This window comes from Nonomuraea sp. NPDC003560, from assembly GCF_042878785.1.
GTDB lineage: Bacteria > Actinomycetota > Actinomycetes > Streptosporangiales > Streptosporangiaceae > Nonomuraea.
The window spans coordinates 1-15,009 of the sequence record NZ_JBIAOF010000012.1 but is presented as its reverse complement, the minus strand read 5'-3'; the positions used below and the strand labels follow the sequence as shown (position 1 = coordinate 15,009).

Annotated in this window: 17 protein-coding genes; 9 read left to right on the top strand and 8 right to left on the bottom strand. The window is 69.9% G+C overall.

Going from position 1 to position 15,009, the window contains the following annotated elements; all coding sequences use genetic code 11:
• Window positions 1–12: 12 nt before the first annotated feature.
• From ACFYUV_RS37585 to ACFYUV_RS37570, 4 genes are all read right to left on the bottom strand, one after another.
• Window positions 13–696, bottom strand: a complete 684-nt coding sequence (locus tag ACFYUV_RS37585; RefSeq protein ID WP_364327722.1) for a DUF998 domain-containing protein — start codon at window positions 694–696, stop codon at window positions 13–15.
• 353 nt (window positions 697–1,049) lie between these two features.
• Window positions 1,050–2,558: a xylulokinase gene (locus ACFYUV_RS37580; protein WP_387677534.1), complete on the bottom strand. Its 1,509-nt coding sequence runs from the start codon at window positions 2,556–2,558 to the stop codon at window positions 1,050–1,052.
• An 84-nt stretch (window positions 2,559–2,642) separates the two neighbouring features.
• Window positions 2,643–2,831 (bottom strand): hypothetical protein, encoded by a 189-nt coding sequence (locus tag ACFYUV_RS37575; RefSeq protein WP_387677531.1) that lies wholly within the window; start codon window positions 2,829–2,831, stop codon window positions 2,643–2,645.
• A gap of 60 nt (window positions 2,832–2,891) precedes the next feature.
• Entirely contained in the window at window positions 2,892–3,341 is a 450-nt protein-coding gene (locus tag ACFYUV_RS37570; RefSeq protein ID WP_387677528.1) for a MarR family winged helix-turn-helix transcriptional regulator, read from the bottom strand.
• Window positions 3,342–3,404: 63 nt separating this feature from the next.
• On the opposite strand from ACFYUV_RS37570, the gene ACFYUV_RS37565 reads away from it, so the two are divergent.
• Window positions 3,405–3,914 carry a VOC family protein gene (locus ACFYUV_RS37565; protein WP_358290701.1) on the top strand — a complete coding sequence of 170 codons (510 nt, stop codon included), beginning with the start codon at window positions 3,405–3,407 and terminating at the stop codon, window positions 3,912–3,914.
• 44 nt (window positions 3,915–3,958) lie between these two features.
• Window positions 3,959–4,189: a hypothetical protein gene (locus tag ACFYUV_RS37560; RefSeq protein WP_352318077.1), complete on the top strand. Its 231-nt coding sequence runs from the start codon at window positions 3,959–3,961 to the stop codon at window positions 4,187–4,189.
• Between the two features lie 128 nt (window positions 4,190–4,317).
• Here ACFYUV_RS37560 and ACFYUV_RS37555 read toward each other — a convergent pair whose 3' ends face one another.
• Together ACFYUV_RS37555 and ACFYUV_RS37550 are read right to left on the bottom strand one after the other, a co-directional pair.
• Window positions 4,318–5,598 (bottom strand): TIGR04013 family B12-binding domain/radical SAM domain-containing protein, encoded by a 1,281-nt coding sequence (locus ACFYUV_RS37555; RefSeq protein ID WP_387677523.1) that lies wholly within the window; start codon window positions 5,596–5,598, stop codon window positions 4,318–4,320.
• A 15-nt stretch (window positions 5,599–5,613) separates the two neighbouring features.
• Window positions 5,614–6,192 carry an NAD(P)H-dependent oxidoreductase gene (locus ACFYUV_RS37550; RefSeq protein WP_358290706.1) on the bottom strand — a complete coding sequence of 193 codons (579 nt, stop codon included), beginning with the start codon at window positions 6,190–6,192 and terminating at the stop codon, window positions 5,614–5,616.
• Between the two features lie 78 nt (window positions 6,193–6,270).
• On the opposite strand from ACFYUV_RS37550, the gene ACFYUV_RS37545 reads away from it, so the two are divergent.
• Window positions 6,271–6,609 (top strand): helix-turn-helix domain-containing protein, encoded by a 339-nt coding sequence (locus tag ACFYUV_RS37545; protein WP_352357614.1) that lies wholly within the window; start codon window positions 6,271–6,273, stop codon window positions 6,607–6,609.
• Window positions 6,610–6,770: 161 nt separating this feature from the next.
• Complete coding sequence (locus tag ACFYUV_RS37540; protein WP_387677518.1) at window positions 6,771–7,952, top strand: MFS transporter; 1,182 nt, start codon at window positions 6,771–6,773, stop codon at window positions 7,950–7,952.
• On the opposite strand, the gene ACFYUV_RS37535 is transcribed toward ACFYUV_RS37540, so the two are convergent.
• The gene (locus tag ACFYUV_RS37535; RefSeq protein ID WP_387677514.1) at window positions 7,909–8,448 is read right to left on the bottom strand and encodes a hypothetical protein; all 540 of its coding nucleotides are present in this window, start codon (window positions 8,446–8,448) and stop codon (window positions 7,909–7,911) included. The genes ACFYUV_RS37540 and ACFYUV_RS37535 overlap by 44 nt on opposite strands.
• Window positions 8,449–8,612: 164 nt before the next feature.
• Here ACFYUV_RS37535 and ACFYUV_RS37530 point away from each other — a divergent pair, with 164 nt between their 5' ends.
• The 4 genes from ACFYUV_RS37530 to ACFYUV_RS37515 all read left to right on the top strand — a co-directional run bounded on the left by ACFYUV_RS37530 (window position 8,613) and on the right by ACFYUV_RS37515 (window position 11,456).
• A complete protein-coding gene (locus tag ACFYUV_RS37530) occupies window positions 8,613–9,728 on the top strand; it encodes a S1 family peptidase (RefSeq protein ID WP_387677511.1) in 1,116 nt (371 codons plus the stop codon).
• Window positions 9,729–9,863: 135 nt separating this feature from the next.
• Entirely contained in the window at window positions 9,864–10,241 is a 378-nt protein-coding gene (locus ACFYUV_RS37525; protein WP_387677508.1) for a VOC family protein, read from the top strand.
• Between the two features lie 2 nt (window positions 10,242–10,243).
• On the top strand, window positions 10,244–10,612 hold the full coding sequence (locus tag ACFYUV_RS37520) for a VOC family protein (RefSeq protein WP_387677505.1): 369 nt from the start codon (window positions 10,244–10,246) through the stop codon (window positions 10,610–10,612).
• 283 nt (window positions 10,613–10,895) lie between these two features.
• Window positions 10,896–11,456: a DoxX family protein gene (locus ACFYUV_RS37515; RefSeq protein ID WP_387677502.1), complete on the top strand. Its 561-nt coding sequence runs from the start codon at window positions 10,896–10,898 to the stop codon at window positions 11,454–11,456.
• 87 nt (window positions 11,457–11,543) lie between these two features.
• Here ACFYUV_RS37515 and ACFYUV_RS37510 read toward each other — a convergent pair whose 3' ends face one another.
• Window positions 11,544–12,056, bottom strand: coding sequence for a hypothetical protein (locus tag ACFYUV_RS37510; protein WP_387677499.1), 513 nt, complete (start codon window positions 12,054–12,056; stop codon window positions 11,544–11,546).
• A gap of 923 nt (window positions 12,057–12,979) precedes the next feature.
• On the opposite strand from ACFYUV_RS37510, the gene ACFYUV_RS37505 reads away from it, so the two are divergent.
• On the top strand, window positions 12,980–14,509 hold the full coding sequence (locus ACFYUV_RS37505; RefSeq protein ID WP_387677496.1) for a hypothetical protein: 1,530 nt from the start codon (window positions 12,980–12,982) through the stop codon (window positions 14,507–14,509).
• The last annotated feature ends 500 nt before the right edge of the window (window positions 14,510–15,009 follow it).

Here is a 15,009-nt window from a genome sequence, read left to right as displayed (position 1 = left end):
AAACGGACGAGATTAAGATCGACTAGCGATAAATCTGTGATATGTCGGGAAATTTGCGTCTACTGGGTGCTTCGGGGCGCGGGCCGGCGACCACGTCAGCCACAGCGCCCACGCCGCCAGCAGGCCGAGCAACGACACCTCGGCGCCCAGCAGCAGCCGCTCGACCAGGCCGATCATGACCCGCTCCCCCGGCAGGGCCACGTACGTGATCGCCAGCAGTCCGAACCCGCCCGCCAGCGCCACCCACTCCACGGCCCGCGCGACGGGCTTCCAGTGGACGTCCGCGGTCAGCCTGGGCACCAGCAGCGCCCCGGCGGCCGGCAGGCTCACGAACGCCGCGATCGACACGTACCGGTGAACCTGGGCCGCGACGTCGAGATCGAGACCGAGGGGGACGGTCGGGATGACCGCCACCACGACCAGCGCCGCCGACCACACCATGAGCAGCTTCTCCGGCAGCCCCCGGATCGGCGCCCCCATCCTCCGCAGCGCGGTCAGCAGCGCGAGCGACCCGAGCCCGAGCACCGCCATCGCGACCTCCGTGACGCCCCCGCGGTCGGTCACGGCGTACTCGCTGATGGTCACGTTCATGGGGTCGAGGTAGGGGTCGGGCCCGAAGTGGCCGACCAGGATCGCGACCACCGAGAACACGATCGATGCACAGGCGATCAGGGGGTAGAGCCTCGTCGGGGTCATGAGGGCCCTCAGACTCACGCTCCAGGGCGCTCTCGCGACTCTCACTCTGCTGTTCGGCACTGCGGTCATGTGCCCAACTCTCGCGCCCGCAGGCGTGCCGGCACATCCGGTGGCACCCCCGAGCCGTCCCTGAGTCCACCCCTGAGTCCCCCTCCCCGGCCCCCGGGGGTGGACGGCACTCCTCGGTGCCCGTCTCATCGCCGGATCCCCTCTCGCAGGCAAGACACCCGTGGTTCCGCACACCACGCTGATCGCAGCATCGCTTCGTACGGCCGCGATCAGTACGTCCGACACGCATCCGGACTTCTAAGGAATTGTCAACTGCGAGGCTTTTTCACCCGATACCAGAGCCCTCAGTCGAGCACGTGGGACGTGGCCCTGGCGTAGCGGGCGCGGATCTCCGGGACGGCCGGGGCGTCGTAGGTCTCGGTGTCCTCGGTCCGCCAGTCGGGGGTCGTGAGGAGGGCGGCGGCCTGGCGGGCGGCGCCGTCGGCGACGTACTCGCCGGGCGGCGGCACCGCTATCGGCACGCCGAAAACGGTCGGCGCGACGCGGCGTACGGCCTCCGAGCGGGCCGCGCCGCCGATCAGCAGCACCCGCTCAGGACGGGTGCCGAGCGCGTCGAGGGCGTCGGCGAGGCCGCACAGCATGCCCTCGACGGCCGCACGGGCCAGGTGGGCCGGGGTCGAGGTGGCCAGCGTGAGCCCGAGGACCGAGCCGGTCGCGGTGGGCCGGTTGGGGGTGCGCTCCCCCTCCAGGTAGGGCACCAGCGTCAGCCCGCCGGCCCCCGCCGGGGCCCGGAGCGCGAGGTCGCTCAGCTCGTCGAGGCCGACCCCGGCCAGCCCGGCGGCGGCGTCGAGGACCCGGGCGGCGTTCAGCGTGCACACCAGCGGCAGGAAACGCCCGGTGGCGTCGGCGAACCCGGCGACCGCGCCGGTGGGGTCGGCGCTGGGCGTCTCCGCGACCGCGAACACCGTCCCGGACGTGCCGAGCGAGACCACCACGTCGCCCGGCCCGGCACCGACGCCGAGTGCGGCCGCCATGTTGTCGCCCGTGCCGGGCGCGAGCAGCGGCCCGGCCGACGCCGGATCGCCCGCGCGGTCGGCGGGCCCCAGCACCCGGGGCAGCAGCGGGACGGCGCCGAAGGCGGCCTTGAGCAGGTCGGTGCGGTAGGCGCCGGTCGCCGGGGACCAGTAGCCGGTGCCCGAGGCGTCGCCCCGGTCGGTGGTGAGCAGGTCGAGCGGCGGCGGGGGCGCGTCGCGCCAGGCCGCGAGATCGAAGCCCGAGCCGGAGCCGCCCCGAGGACCCGAGCCGCCGCCCCGGCCGGAGCCGTTGCCCGAACCGGAGCCGCCGCCCCGCCCGGAGCCGTCGCCCAGGGCGAGCGCGCCCGCCAGGCGCCAGGTCAGCCAGTCGTGCGGCAGGCAGACCGCCGCCGTGCGGCGGGCGTTGTCCGGCTCGTGCTCGGCCAGCCACCGCAGCTTGGCCACGGTGAACGCGGCGACGGGCACCGAGCCGACCGCGTCGGCCCAGGCCCCCGGCCCGCCCAGCTCCGCCACCAGGTCGGCGGCGGCCCGGGCGGAGCGGGTGTCGTTCCAGAGCAGGGCGTCGCGCACGACCTCGCCCGCCTCGTCGAGGCAGACCATGCCGTGCTGCTGCCCGGCCACGCTGATGGCGGCGACGTCGGCGAGCCCGCCGGCCTCCTCGACGGCCCGCAGCAGCGCGGTCCACCAGTGGGAGGGGTGGATCTCGGTGCCGGCCGGATGGGCGGCGCGGCCCTGCCTGACCAGCGCGCCCGTCTCGGCCTCGCGAATGACGACCTTGCAGCTCTGCGTGGAGGAATCGACCCCAGCGACCAGCGTCACCCGAACTCCTTATGCGTGTCCCGCGCGAGATGGTTGAGATGGTATCCCCGCGCGGGAGCGACGTTCAGGGGCAATTCGGGTGATTTACAGCCCCGAGGGGTCGCGGCCGACGCTGATCTCCTCCGCGATCTTGCGGATCTCCACCACCTCGAGACCTGGGGCCTTGGGCAGGTGGCGCAGCAACGCCTCCATGACGACGGGCACGGGCTGGCCCGCCATCAGCCCGGCGATGCCGTGGACCGTCCGGAACAGTGCCTCTTCGGTGTCGTGCATCGGCAATCCCCTCGTTCGGCTACCGGGAGAGGCTACGGCCTGGCCATGACAGTTCGCTCGCTACCGCTCCAGCGTGTCCCGCACGGCGGAGCAGATCGCGCCGAGCTCGCGGACCTGCTCGGGGGTGAGGACGTCGAACAGGCTCCTGCGCACCTCCTCCACGTGACCGGGAGCGGTGGCGGCCAGTGTGGCGAACCCCTCGTCCGTCAGGACGGCGATGTTGCCCCTGCCGTCGGCCGGGCAGCGCTCACGGCGCACCCAGCCCCGCTCCTCCAGGCGGGCGACGGCGTGCGACAGGCGGCTCTGGGAGCTCTGGGCCCTGGCGGCCAGCTCGCTCATGCGCATCGACCGGTCCGGCGCCTCCGACAGGGCCACCAGGATCATGTAGTACGTGTGCGGCATACCCGCCTCGCGCTGGAGCTGCCGGTCCAGCGCCTCGTTGATGAGCTGACCGGCGGCCAGGAAGTCACGCCAGGTCTGCTGCTCGTCCGGATCCAGCCATCGAGTCACCCTCTCATTTTAGTTGAACTCTCATATACTCTGGCCGGGAGAAACAGGTGAAAGGGGACGACCATGCCGGTCCACAGGCTCAATCACGCGGTCCTCTACGTCCGTGACGTGGAGCGCAGCGTGGCCTTCTACCGGGAGGCGCTCGGATTCGAGGTGGTCATGGGCATGCGCGGCGCCGCGTTCCTCCAGGCCCCCGGCTCCAGCAACGACCACGACCTCGGGCTGTTCGAGATCGGCGCGGGCGCCGGCTCCTCGCCCGCCGGACGCACCGCCGTCGGGCTCTACCACCTGGCGTGGGAGGTGGACACGCTCGACGAGCTGGAGCGCATCGCGGTCACCCTGAGCGAGCTCGGCTCCCTCGTCGGCGCCTCCGACCACGGGACGACCAAGGCGCTGTACGCCAAGGACCCCGACGGCCTGGAGTTCGAGGTCTCCTGGCTCGTGCCCGCCGCGCTGATCACGGAGGAGACCCTGGCCGCCCGGTCCGCCATCCGCCCGCTCGACCTGGCCGCCGACAAGGAGCGGTACGGCGCGCAGACCCGGGGCGGGGTTGGGGTGTCGATCCCGGCCTGAAGGTACCGTGGCAGGTATCCGACCGATTTGTTCCGGAGAGGGTCATGCCAAACGATCCGGATCACGTCCTCGACGCCATCGACGGCGTCGTGGACGAATGGGAGACGCTGAGCGCGGACGCCATGCGCTGGGCGCCTCCCGAGCACAAGTCGCCCGACCTGCTGGACGAGGCGACGGAGATCCTCAGGCCGCTGGCCGAGGCGCTCTCCGAGGTTCTGCGGCCGCTCGGCGACTCCATCAACCGCGCACTCGAACGACTCACCGACGACGACTGACCGGCCCGCCGCCGCGCGTGCCGGTCGGACGCAGTCGGGTCGTCCTGCGCGTGCTCGGCTTGCCGTCTCCGTCTCCGTCTCCGTTCCGTCGGCGTCGGCGTCGGCGTGGCGTGGCGTTTCGCGGCCCCTCAGTCCGTTCGGCGGCGGCGGGTGCGGCGGGGGTAGGCCTTGGCCGTCTCGGCCAGCCGGGCCGAGTGCTCGGCCTGCCGGCGCCAGTGGCCGTACGCGTCGCCGCGCTGGGCCAGCCGGTCGAGCTCCCGCATGGTCGCGAGCGGGATGAACGCGGGCTCGGCGTCCCGCCAGGGCGTGCCGGGCAGCGGCATGAACGTGTGCGTGTGGATGCGGGCGCCCAGCTCGGCCAGGTCGCCGGCCAGCACGAGCGACTGGCGCTGGTCCTCCTCCGACTCCCCCGGCATGCCGAAGATGAAGTCGACGTTCGGCCTGAAGCCGTGCTCGACGGCGATCCGGACGGCGTCGCGCACGGGCGAGGTGCCGTGCCCCCGGCCCGAGGCGGCCAGCACCCGGTCGGACCCCGACTGGGCGCCGATGATCAGGTTGTCGTTGGCGACGTACCGCTTGAGCAGCCGCATGGCCTCCGGCGTGACGTGCTCGGGCCGCACCTCCGAGGGGAAGCTGCCGAAGAACACCCGGCCGTGCGGCGGCAGCTCCTCCTTGACCCCCGCCAGCAGCTCCTCCACCGCGCCGAGATCGGGGTCGGGGCCCGGCGAGCCGTAGGAGAGCGAGGTCGGCGTGATGAACCGCACGTCCCGCAGCCCCTGCTCGACCATGCCCTTGACGTGCTCGCGCACACTGGCCACCGACCGGTGGCGGAACTGGCCGCCGAACATGAACGGCGTCTGGCAGAACCGGCAGGTGTACCGGCAGCCCCGGGTGATCTCGATCGGCCCCTTACGCCCCAGGAACGACGGGAACGCGTCGAGCGGGAGCTGCGGGGCCGGGCGCGTCCTGAGCGCGACGCCGTCGGTGTCCTTGACCGCGAGGCCCGGCACGGTCGTCAGCGGCTCGTCCCGCCGCAGCGCCTCGACCAGGGCGATGATCGTGGACTCGCCCTCGCCGATCGCGGCCAGGTCCCAGCCGGCGTCGAGGACCTGCTGCGGCTCGGCGGTGGCGTGCACGCCGCCGGCGATGTGCAGCCCCCGGCCGTCGCTGAGCGACCTGACGGCGGCCAGCTCGGCGGCCATGGCCTCGGCGTCCGGCGAGTAGAACGACCAGAGCACGAGCACCCGGTCGGCCCGGCTCGCCGCGATGTGGGCCGCCGTCTCCTCCGGGGTGACGCCCAGCAGCTGCCGGTGCTCCACGCCCGAGGTCTCCAGGGCGGCGAGCACCGCGTGCACGCCGTACGTCACGGCCTTGCGGTAACGGACCACCACATCCACTGCCAGCGCCACGACCGGCAGCGTAGCTCAGGCGGAGGCCAGCCGCATGGGACGCAGCGCGCCGGTGAGCTTGGCCAGCTCGGCGAGCATGGCGTCGGCGGCGGCGATCATGACGTCGTTGGGCGCCACGGTGCCGTCCTCGGCGATGAACTGCTGGTAGAAGGGGATGTTGACGGCCTCGACCACGGGGATCATCTTCAGCGTGCTGACGACCTGACGCAGGCCGTTCACCGCCCGGGTGCCGCCGGAGATCCCGCCGTAGCTGACGAACCCCGCCGCCTTGTGCTGCCACTCGTGGTGCAGGTAGTCCAGGGCGTTCTTCAGCACGGCCGTGAAGCTGTGGTTGTACTCGGGGGTGACGAACACGAAGGCGTCGCCCCGCTCGACGGTGGCGCTCCACTCCTTGGTGTGGGCGTTCACGTACTGCTTGAGCTTGGGGTGGTTCGGCTCGTCGAGGAACGGCAGGCCCACCTCGGCGAGGTCGACCAGCTCGACGTCGAACTGGCCGGCGGCGACGGCCCGGCTCCTGAACCACTCGGCGACCTCGCGCCCCGCGCGGCCGGGACGGGTGCTGGCGACGATGATCTGCAGGACTGGCTTGTCCATGGGGTTCCTCCTCGGGTAGTTGATACCTCAACATTATTGAGTAACTAAACATTTCTTAGCAAATGCTAGGATCTGCCCGTGAGCCCCCATTCCGTCTGCGTCCGGTTCCACGTCGCCCTCGAACTGATCGGCGCCCGGTGGTCGGGAGCCCTGATCCACATGATCTTCAAGGGCGCCCATCGTTACGCCGACCTCAAGGCGGCCATCCCCGGCATCAACGACACGATGCTGGCCCGCCGGCTGCGCGAGCTGGAGACGGCCGGGCTCGTCGAGCGGCGAGTGCTGGCCACGTCGCCGGTGCGGGTCGAATACCACCTGACGGAGATGGGCCAGGAGCTGCGCCCGGTGCTCGACGAGCTGGTCACCTGGGCGCACAAGTGGATCCCGCGGCCCGAGGAGCCGGCCAGATCCGCCTAGCGCGTACGGGCGAGCGCGGGGAGGCGGGCCGGGGTTAGACTCCGGGCATGCACTGGCGACATTGATGAACCACCAGCGGCCGACGCGGCAGGAGCGCGCGCGGGCCTCCGAGGTGCCGAGCACCAGACGGAGTCCCTGTCCGCCCCTTCCGAGAGGGCCGCATGTTCGTCCCCAAGCTTTACGTCTACACGTTCCTCGGCGAGTTCGTCCTGCTCTACCCGGTGTACACGCTGTTGTTCACCGATTCCGGGCTCTCGGTGGCCGAGACGTCCTCGCTGTTCGTCATCTGGTCCGTGACCGGCATGGTGCTGGAGATCCCCTCCGGCGCCTGGGCCGACGCGGTGTCCCGCAGGCTGTTGTTGTTCCTGGGCCCGCTGCTGGCCGGCGTCGGCTTCGGGCTGTGGGTGCTGTTCCCGTCCTACTGGGCCTTCGCGCTGGGCTTCGTGTTGTGGGGGGCCGAGGGCGCGCTCGTCTCGGGCGCCTTCGAGGCGCTCGCGTACGAGGAGCTCGAACGCCGGGGCCTCCAGGGCCGGTACGCCGTCGTCATGGGCCGGGCCCACTCGATCGGCATCGCCGCCGCCGCGTCGGCGATCGCCCTCGCCACGCCCGTCTTCGCGGTCGGCGGCTATCCGGCGGTGGGGGCGGCCAGCGTGGCGGCCTGCCTGTTGTGCGCCGCCACCGCGCTGACCCTGCCCGAGCGGCGTCCTGCCCGAGCGGCGTCCACTGAGACGTCCACTGAGACGTCCACTGATTCGGACGGGCGGTATCTCGCGGTTCTGCGGGCCGGTGTGGCCGAGGCCCGTACCGAGCGGAACGTGCTCGAAGCGATCGTCCTGATCTCCGTCGTGACGGCGATCTGGGGCGCTCTGGAGGAGTACGTGCCCTTCCTGGCCGCCGCGACCGGCGCGTCCAGGACGGCCGTTCCGCTGCTCGTCCTGGCCGTCTGGGTCGGGGCGGCGGCGGGCGGCCTGCTGGCGGGGCCCGCCCGCCGCCTGAGCGAGCGGTCGTTCGCGCTGGTCCTGGGGCTGGCCGCGGTGGCCATGGCGGCGGGCGCGCTGGTTCCGCATCCGGCCGGATTCGTGCTGGTCGCCGGCGCCTTCGGGGCGTTCCAGATGGCCGGCGTGGTGGCCGACACGCGGCTGCAGGAACGCGTCTCGGGCGATCAGCGGGCCACCGTGACGTCGGTGGCCGGGCTCGGCACGAACGTGGTCACCCTGGCCGTCTACACGGTCTACGGCGCGGGATCGCCGTTCCTGTCCCACGGCACGACGTTCGCCCTCCTGGTCCTGCCGTACGTGGTCATCGCCCTGTGGCTGGCCCGGGAGCGGGTCGCGCCGATGTGATCCTCTTCGACGCGAACGGGACGCGCTTGGGCAGCGGCGGCGGCTCCTCCCCCTCCTTCTCCGGAGCCGGCGTCCCGCCCCGGCGCGCCCGCCAGCGGGACGGGAACAGCGAAGCGGTCAGCAGAATGCCGCCGACCACCAACGACCAGGTATTCAGCAATGCCGCGTACGCGTCCAGATAATCGGCGGGCACCAGGTCGAATCCCATTCTCCGGTCGCCTCCCGTGGCGGCCCGCACGACCGTCGCCCCGGCCAGGGCCGTGAAAGCCAGGCCGGGCAGCAGCGAGGCGACCGGGGAAATCCGGGAACCGGCCAGGATTCCGATGAGGACCGCGGTCCCCGCCAGCGCCGCCGTCGCCGTCCAGTCGGGGACGGACGTGGTCGCGCGGGGTCCGTACAGGAGACCGGCCGCGATCAACGGGATCGCGGCGACCCCCACCGCGGCCCCGGCGAAATGACGAACACCATTACCCATAGGGAACACCTCCAGGCCCAATACGATACCGACATACCACCAGTTACAACTTTAGGACGAAAAATCTCTATTTGTGGCCGGTGGCCGGAAGGACGGGCATATCGCCTTAATAGGAAATATTTGGTATCTCCTCATTTGTCTGTCAGCCGTTACCGTGACAGAACCCCCCATCGAGGAGCGGCGGCATGTTTCGCTGTGCAGTGGCAGGCATCACCCTGGTGGCCGCCTGCCTGGCCACCCCCGCCCACGCGGCGTCCGACCCCGTGATCGAGGCGCTCTCGCGCGACCTCGGCCTCTCGGAGCCCGCGGTGGTCACCCGGCTGGCGAACGAGCGGCATGCCGCCGCCCTGGAGGCCGAACTGGCCACCTCGCTGGGCGACTCCTACGGCGGATCGTGGCTGACCGAGGACGCCTCCGCCCTCGTCGTCGCCACCACCGACCCCGATCGGACCGCCGCGATCTCGGCCCGGGGGGCGCGTCCCGTCGTCGTGCGGCACTCGCTGTCGGAGCTGGACGCCGTCGTCCGCCGCCTGGACCAGGCCGCCCGCCGCATCCGGACGGGGCCCGCCCTCTGGTACGCCGACGTCCGCGCGAACCGGGTCGTCCTCCAGGTCCCCTCACCGTCCGGGTCCTCACCGTACGGGTCCTCACCGGCCGGGTCCTCACCGGCCGCGGCCCTGGCGGCGGCGGCGCGCAGTGCGGCCGTCGTGGTGGCGCCGTCCGCCGAACTGCCCCGCACGTACGCCGACATCATCGGCGGCGACCCCTTCTACGTCGGCTCGATGCGCTGCACGATCGGCTTCTCGGTCACCAAGGGCAGCATTCCGGGCTTCGTCACCGCCGGACACTGCGGGCACACCGGCGACCTGGTCAAGTCACCGGCCGGCACCTTCCAGGGCTCGTCCTTCCCGGGCAACGACTACGCGTGGGTCGCCACCCCCGGGTACACCGCGCAGCCGTACGTCCGCGGTCCCGGCGGGACGCTGGTGACCGTACGCGGCTCGGTCCAGGCGACGGTGGGCGCGTCCGTCTGCCGCGGGGGCCCGACCACCGGCTGGCACTGCGGCACCGTCCAGCAGCACAACGCCACCGTCACCTACGCGCAGGGCACCGTGTACGGCCTGACCCGCACCAACGTGTGCGCCGAACCCGGCGACTCCGGCGGACCGTTCATCTCGGGCGGCCAGGCCCAGGGCGTGACCGTGGGCGGCTCCGGCAACTGCAGCACGGGCGGCACGACGTACTTCCAGCCCGTCAACGAGATCCTGAGCGCGTACGGCCTGACCCTCCGCACCGCCTGACCCCCGCCCTCCTCCAGGGCCACCCGGCACCCTCAGGAAATCCGTTCGCGCGCCACCGATGAGTTCCCGCGCCCGGCCGAGTCTGCCCTCCCGAAAGCGGATCCCCTCCGCCGCACCGACCACCGGGAGGCCCCGATGACGCGCCCCAACCTGAACAGCCTGCTCCTGGCCAGCACCGACCCGGCCCGACTACGCGCCTGGTACGCCACCGTGCTCGACCCCGAGTCCGACACCGACGTCACCCATTACGGCGTGCTCACGTTCGGCGACTTCCACCTGATCATCGACACCCGGGCCGACGTGGCGGACAAGAATCCCGAGCCCGGACGGGTGATACTCAACTTCGACGTCCCCGACGCGCGCGCGATCGTCGCCCGGATGGAGGAGGCGGGCGTGTCCTGGCTGGCCGAGCTGGAAGACCGCGAGGGCAGCCTGTTCGCCACGGCGATCGACCCCGACGGCAACTACGTCCAGATCATCCAGCTCAGCGAGGACCACCGGAAGGCGATGTGACGATGTTCGGCAAGACGAAGGCGTTCAGCGGATTCTCCGTCAACGATCTGGCCGCCGCGAAGGCGTTCTACGGCGACACCCTGGGGCTGGCGGTGTCGGAGTCGAACGGCCTGCTCACCCTGCACATCGCCGGCGGCACCGACATTTTGGTCTACCCCAAACCCGACCACGTCCCCGCAACCTTCACCATCCTCAACTTCCCGGTCGAGGACATCGAGCAGGCCGTCGACGCCCTGGCGGCCCGCGGCGTGCATTTTCAGCGCTACGACCAGCTGAAGACCGACGAGAAGGGCATCTTCCGCGGCGGCGGCCCCCTGATCGCCTGGTTCACCGACCCGGCGGGAAACGTCCTCTCAGTCCTCCAGGACTGACGCCCGGAAGCCGGGCCGCGGTTCGGCGCCGCAGGAACACCTTCCCCACCCTGCGGCGCCCGCCCCACCGCCGAGCGTCCCATCCCGCGGTCACGGCAAAACTCGCGTTTCCGCAGGTAGGCCGCCTCCCCCATGTCCCACCCTGTCCCACGGACGATGCGCACGACCTCGCCTCCGTGTTCGGATAAGCCCCGTCAGCACGCACCGCTCACCACGTACTGACGAAGGCACGAAGCGCCGGCGAGTTCCCCGCGAATCCGATCAGAAAAGGCAGTGACAGGACATGAGCCACCACGTCAGCATCACGGACATCGAGCAGCAGCCCAGGACGCGCAGAATGAGGTTCACCCTCAACGGCGCCCTCTGGTCGCTCCAGGCGTTGTGGGGCTTCTTCTTCGCCGGCAGCGGCTTCGGCAAGGTGCTGCTGTACGACGACGCCCTGTTCGCGACAGCACCCCGGGCGGTGGCCTGGTACGCGGCGGTGCCGCAGTCCCTGATCGTCTTCATCGGGATCGTCGAGGTGCTCGGCGGCATCGGCCTGATCCTGCCGGCGATGACGAAGGTCAAGCCGATGCTGACGCCGCTCGCCGCCGCCGGTCTGACGCTGACGATGATCCTCGCGGCCGGTTTCCACATCCTGCGCGGCGAGTACGAACTGGTCCCCGCCAACCTCCTCCTGGGCGGCGTCGCGGCCTTCCTCACGGCCGGACGATGGAAGCAGCGCCCCATCTCCCCCGCGCCCCTCACCACCCGGCGCGTACTCGGCGCCCTCGCCGTCCTGGTGGCCCTGGTCCTGCTGACGTTCGCCCCGACCTGGTACACGATGACCAACGTCCAGTTCTGAGCACCGCCCCGGCACGCCCGGGCCGTGCCCGCACGGCAGCCGCTGAGAACAAGGTGCCATGGGCTCGAACCCCGGCACCGGCGGAGACTAGATGCCCATCCAGCAATAGATCATCTGCTCTTCCGCCTGTGCCCGCTGCGCAAGACCTCGCAGCCCGGTAAGGATCTCCAGCAGGTATCCATCGCCCGGTGGCACGAAGGCGAACTCCTCGATCTGCTCCCATTGCTCGACGAGTTCGTCCAACCTGCCGTCCGGGACGCCGGCCAACGTGTCGCGCACGTCCGCAGGGAGCTCTTCGATTCCCGGCCCGTCCTTATAAGGGGAGTCATCGGGCAGGGCCTCCCACTCCTCCATCGTCGCCGGAGCGCCCTCGGGCGGCGGATAGACGGTGGTCGTCCGCACCAGGTCCAGGCTGTACGGAACGTCTCTTGCAAACGCTATGAGCCGGCCAAGAATCACATCGGGGTCGATCCACTTGGCGTCCACGGCGTCGAACGTGGCCACCCCCGGCATGGGTTTCTCAACCGCACGTGGGTTATCAGGCTTCTCCACAGCGGCCTGCCTGTTCGCCGCCCGGCAATAGTTGTAGAAGACCCCCATGCGTCCCTCTTGTTCGATCGCCCGACTTCCATGCTCGCGACAGACTAGGGGCTCGTACATATGTACGAAAGACGCCCGAACCGCCAGCAGCAGTCCCAGCGCTGACGAGCCACCGCCGGAGACAAGGTTCGCTCGGGCAATCGCGCCCTGGAGACAACGCCGAAGGCGTGCGATCATCACGCTCATGACTTCGTGCAGAAAGGGCCATGCCGCGTAGGCGCCCGTCAGCGGTTCGCACCCGAGGATTCATGTGCGTAACCCACAGACCTTCGATTCATCAGGTTCCCGGCCTCGGACCGCGCCCCATGGCTGCGGTGATCGCACTGGAGCACACCCGGCTGAGCCCAGGTCATGTGGCCGCGGCGCTGCTGGCCTGAACCCGGCAAGTGCTCCCCGCCACCTCCACCCAGCTGCTGATGCCCGCAGCTTCACGTTGCCCGGCATAGCCATGCTGCCAGTGCTCGAAGGTCAGAGGCAGCAGTCACGCCAGCCCGCACTCGCCGCCCCCTTTGTCACGTTTCGATGTCGATCTAAGGGTCGCACTACCTGCGACGATCACTGAAAGTGACATCGGCCAGACCTGAGGACGCTTTCCGTGCGCGAAGTCGTTTGCCCACACGGGAGACCCCGCAAGGACTGCGAACAAGAGTTCTATGTTTTTTACGATCACTGACTGTACATCTTGACCGGATCTGCACCACTCTGGCTTGATCAGGATGCTTTGTTCCCCATTTCACCCCCTCCTGAGCGGAGTACGAGTGCGCCCCTCACCCCCAGCGCCAGTTCGTGCCAGCAGGCCCCTGATCACTCGATTCATACGCCGAATGGCTGCCCTCGGCAGCGCGCTGGCCATGACGGCTAGCGTTGCTACTGCCCTGGCGCCCAGTGCATCTGCAACCGACTCCACTACCTACCTTGATGGCATGGTGAAGGCCAGGGATGTGGCCACAGGCGGTGGCAGGGTCTTCGTCTCAGGGGACGACCAGATCGTCGTCGCGGATTCCCGCGGCACGCTCTTGGGCGCAATCGCCAGCCTGTCCGGGGCCTCAGGCCTTGCCGTGACACCGGACGGCACCCATCTGTACGCAGCGTTGAGCGGCTCGACGCAGGTGGCGGAGATTGACGCCGCCACCCTCACCGTCATCCGACGCATCGAGCTCGCCGAGTACTCGTGCCCCTCGAACCTGTCGCTGTCCGGCAACCGCTTGTGGGTCGGATACGGCTGTGCCAACCAGCAAAACGGTGGGGTTCTGGGCCTCGACCTGTCAGCGGCCACACCGGAGCCGGTCCGGATTGCGGGCAACATGTACGGCACCCCGCTGATCGCGGCGGCCGGGAGCACGCTGGTGATCGGTGAGACGGGCCACAACGCCTGCGACCTCATGGTCTACGACGTGAACGTGACCCCCGCCGCCCTGCGTGGCGTCATCGACGGTTTCGACAGCGGTGTGGACTTCCTGAACGATCTCGCCATCACGCCGGATGGCTCGATGATCATCTCGGCGGCCAACTTCCCACAGCGATTCGACGGCTGGGACTCCACCAACCTGACCAGGGTCCATGCATATGGTTCGGCGCCGACGGATCCGGGGACCTCGGTAGCCGTCACGGTCAGCCCAGACGGCGCCCATGTGGCGGCCGGCCGAACGTCCGGCGTACCCATTGCGCTCTACGACACGACAACGACAACACAGATTTACAAGGCCGACGGAGCCGGCGGCGACCTGTTCCCAGGGACGCTCGCCTTTTCGGGCCATGACGTCTTCGGCGTAGTGAGGGAGTTCACGTCTGCCGGACGGCTCCGCCTGTGGCGGGCGGAGGGCACCACCCTTCCGGCATCCACACTCACCCTGACACCCCCGGCCGCCGGGACAGCGCTCAAACCGCTCACCGTAACCGGCAAGCTCACGCTGTCCGACGGCTCCGCTTCTGGCACGCAGCCGCTAGTGGTGACCCGCAAGCTGCCCGACGGCACCAGCGCGACAGTGGCCGGTGTGACAACCGCAGAAGACGGCACATTCACCATCACGGACACCCCGCCGGTGTCCGGAGTGCTCACCTATGACGTGCTCTGGGAGGGCAGTTCGAACTTCCGGTGGAGCAAGGTCTCGACGACGGTCTCGGTAGCTCAGCACCCACTGTCGCTGACCCTGTCCGGACCGACGACGGGACACACCGATAAGCAGCTGCAGATCAGCGGCACGCTGACCGCGGGCGACCAGGCTCCTCCGCAGGATGTTCTGTTCGGGGTGCTGCGTACTGTTTCTAACAGTAAGGGCACCGTGACCACAGTGCTGGGGACCCTGACCGTGGACAGCGATGGAGCCTTCGGCTTCACCGACACACCGACCGAGGGTGGTCAGTACACGTACAAGGTGTACGGGGGAGGCAACGCCGTCTTCGCGTACACGTGGGCCGAGCACAACGTCACAGTTCGAGGAAATGCCGGATAACCGGCACCATGCCGGCCGAGCAACGACAACGGCGCCGGTCGGCATGCTTGTAGTGCTGGACCTGCTCACCTGGTCTTCTGTCAGCGTAAGGGCAGCTAACCCTCCATTGCTCGCCCGAACTCCTCCCCCCAGCTCATGGCACACCGCGAGACCGCAGACACCGAGCGTGAAAGGCGGGGGACCGTCGGGAAATTCACAATCTCGTATGCGCCGCTAAGCAACATACCGATCGAGCGCACCAAGGACTGGAAAGAGCGGGAAGCGACCTCAAGGAGGCGGCGTCCGCGACGTACAGGTCCACGACGCCCGCGCACACCGCCGCCACATTGCTGCATCCGCGTCGTCCAGGGGCTCCTTGGCCACATGGAGATGACAGCGAGCGGTACACCCACGTGACCGCCCCTCAGAGCGTGTTTGAGAAGATCGTTTATGCGCGGCGTGGCAGCGTGACGACCAGCTCGCGGGCAGCCAAGGTGGCCGAATGCCCCCGCAGCGCTACC

Coding starts and splice junctions, on each gene's coding strand:
- ACFYUV_RS37520 (WP_387677505.1), top strand. CDS start 10,244: ATGTTCGGCAAGACGAAGGCGTTCAGCGGATTCTCCGTCAACGATCTG.
- ACFYUV_RS37575 (WP_387677531.1), bottom strand. CDS start 2,831: ATGCACGACACCGAAGAGGCACTGTTCCGGACGGTCCACGGCATCGCC.
- ACFYUV_RS37585 (WP_364327722.1), bottom strand. CDS start 696: ATGACCCCGACGAGGCTCTACCCCCTGATCGCCTGTGCATCGATCGTG.
- ACFYUV_RS37525 (WP_387677508.1), top strand. CDS start 9,864: ATGACGCGCCCCAACCTGAACAGCCTGCTCCTGGCCAGCACCGACCCG.
- ACFYUV_RS37505 (WP_387677496.1), top strand. CDS start 12,980: ATGGTGAAGGCCAGGGATGTGGCCACAGGCGGTGGCAGGGTCTTCGTC.
- ACFYUV_RS37530 (WP_387677511.1), top strand. CDS start 8,613: ATGTTTCGCTGTGCAGTGGCAGGCATCACCCTGGTGGCCGCCTGCCTG.
- ACFYUV_RS37515 (WP_387677502.1), top strand. CDS start 10,896: ATGAGCCACCACGTCAGCATCACGGACATCGAGCAGCAGCCCAGGACG.
- ACFYUV_RS37550 (WP_358290706.1), bottom strand. CDS start 6,192: ATGGACAAGCCAGTCCTGCAGATCATCGTCGCCAGCACCCGTCCCGGC.
- ACFYUV_RS37510 (WP_387677499.1), bottom strand. CDS start 12,056: ATGGGGGTCTTCTACAACTATTGCCGGGCGGCGAACAGGCAGGCCGCT.
- ACFYUV_RS37560 (WP_352318077.1), top strand. CDS start 3,959: ATGCCAAACGATCCGGATCACGTCCTCGACGCCATCGACGGCGTCGTG.
- ACFYUV_RS37540 (WP_387677518.1), top strand. CDS start 6,771: ATGTTCGTCCCCAAGCTTTACGTCTACACGTTCCTCGGCGAGTTCGTC.
- ACFYUV_RS37565 (WP_358290701.1), top strand. CDS start 3,405: ATGCCGGTCCACAGGCTCAATCACGCGGTCCTCTACGTCCGTGACGTG.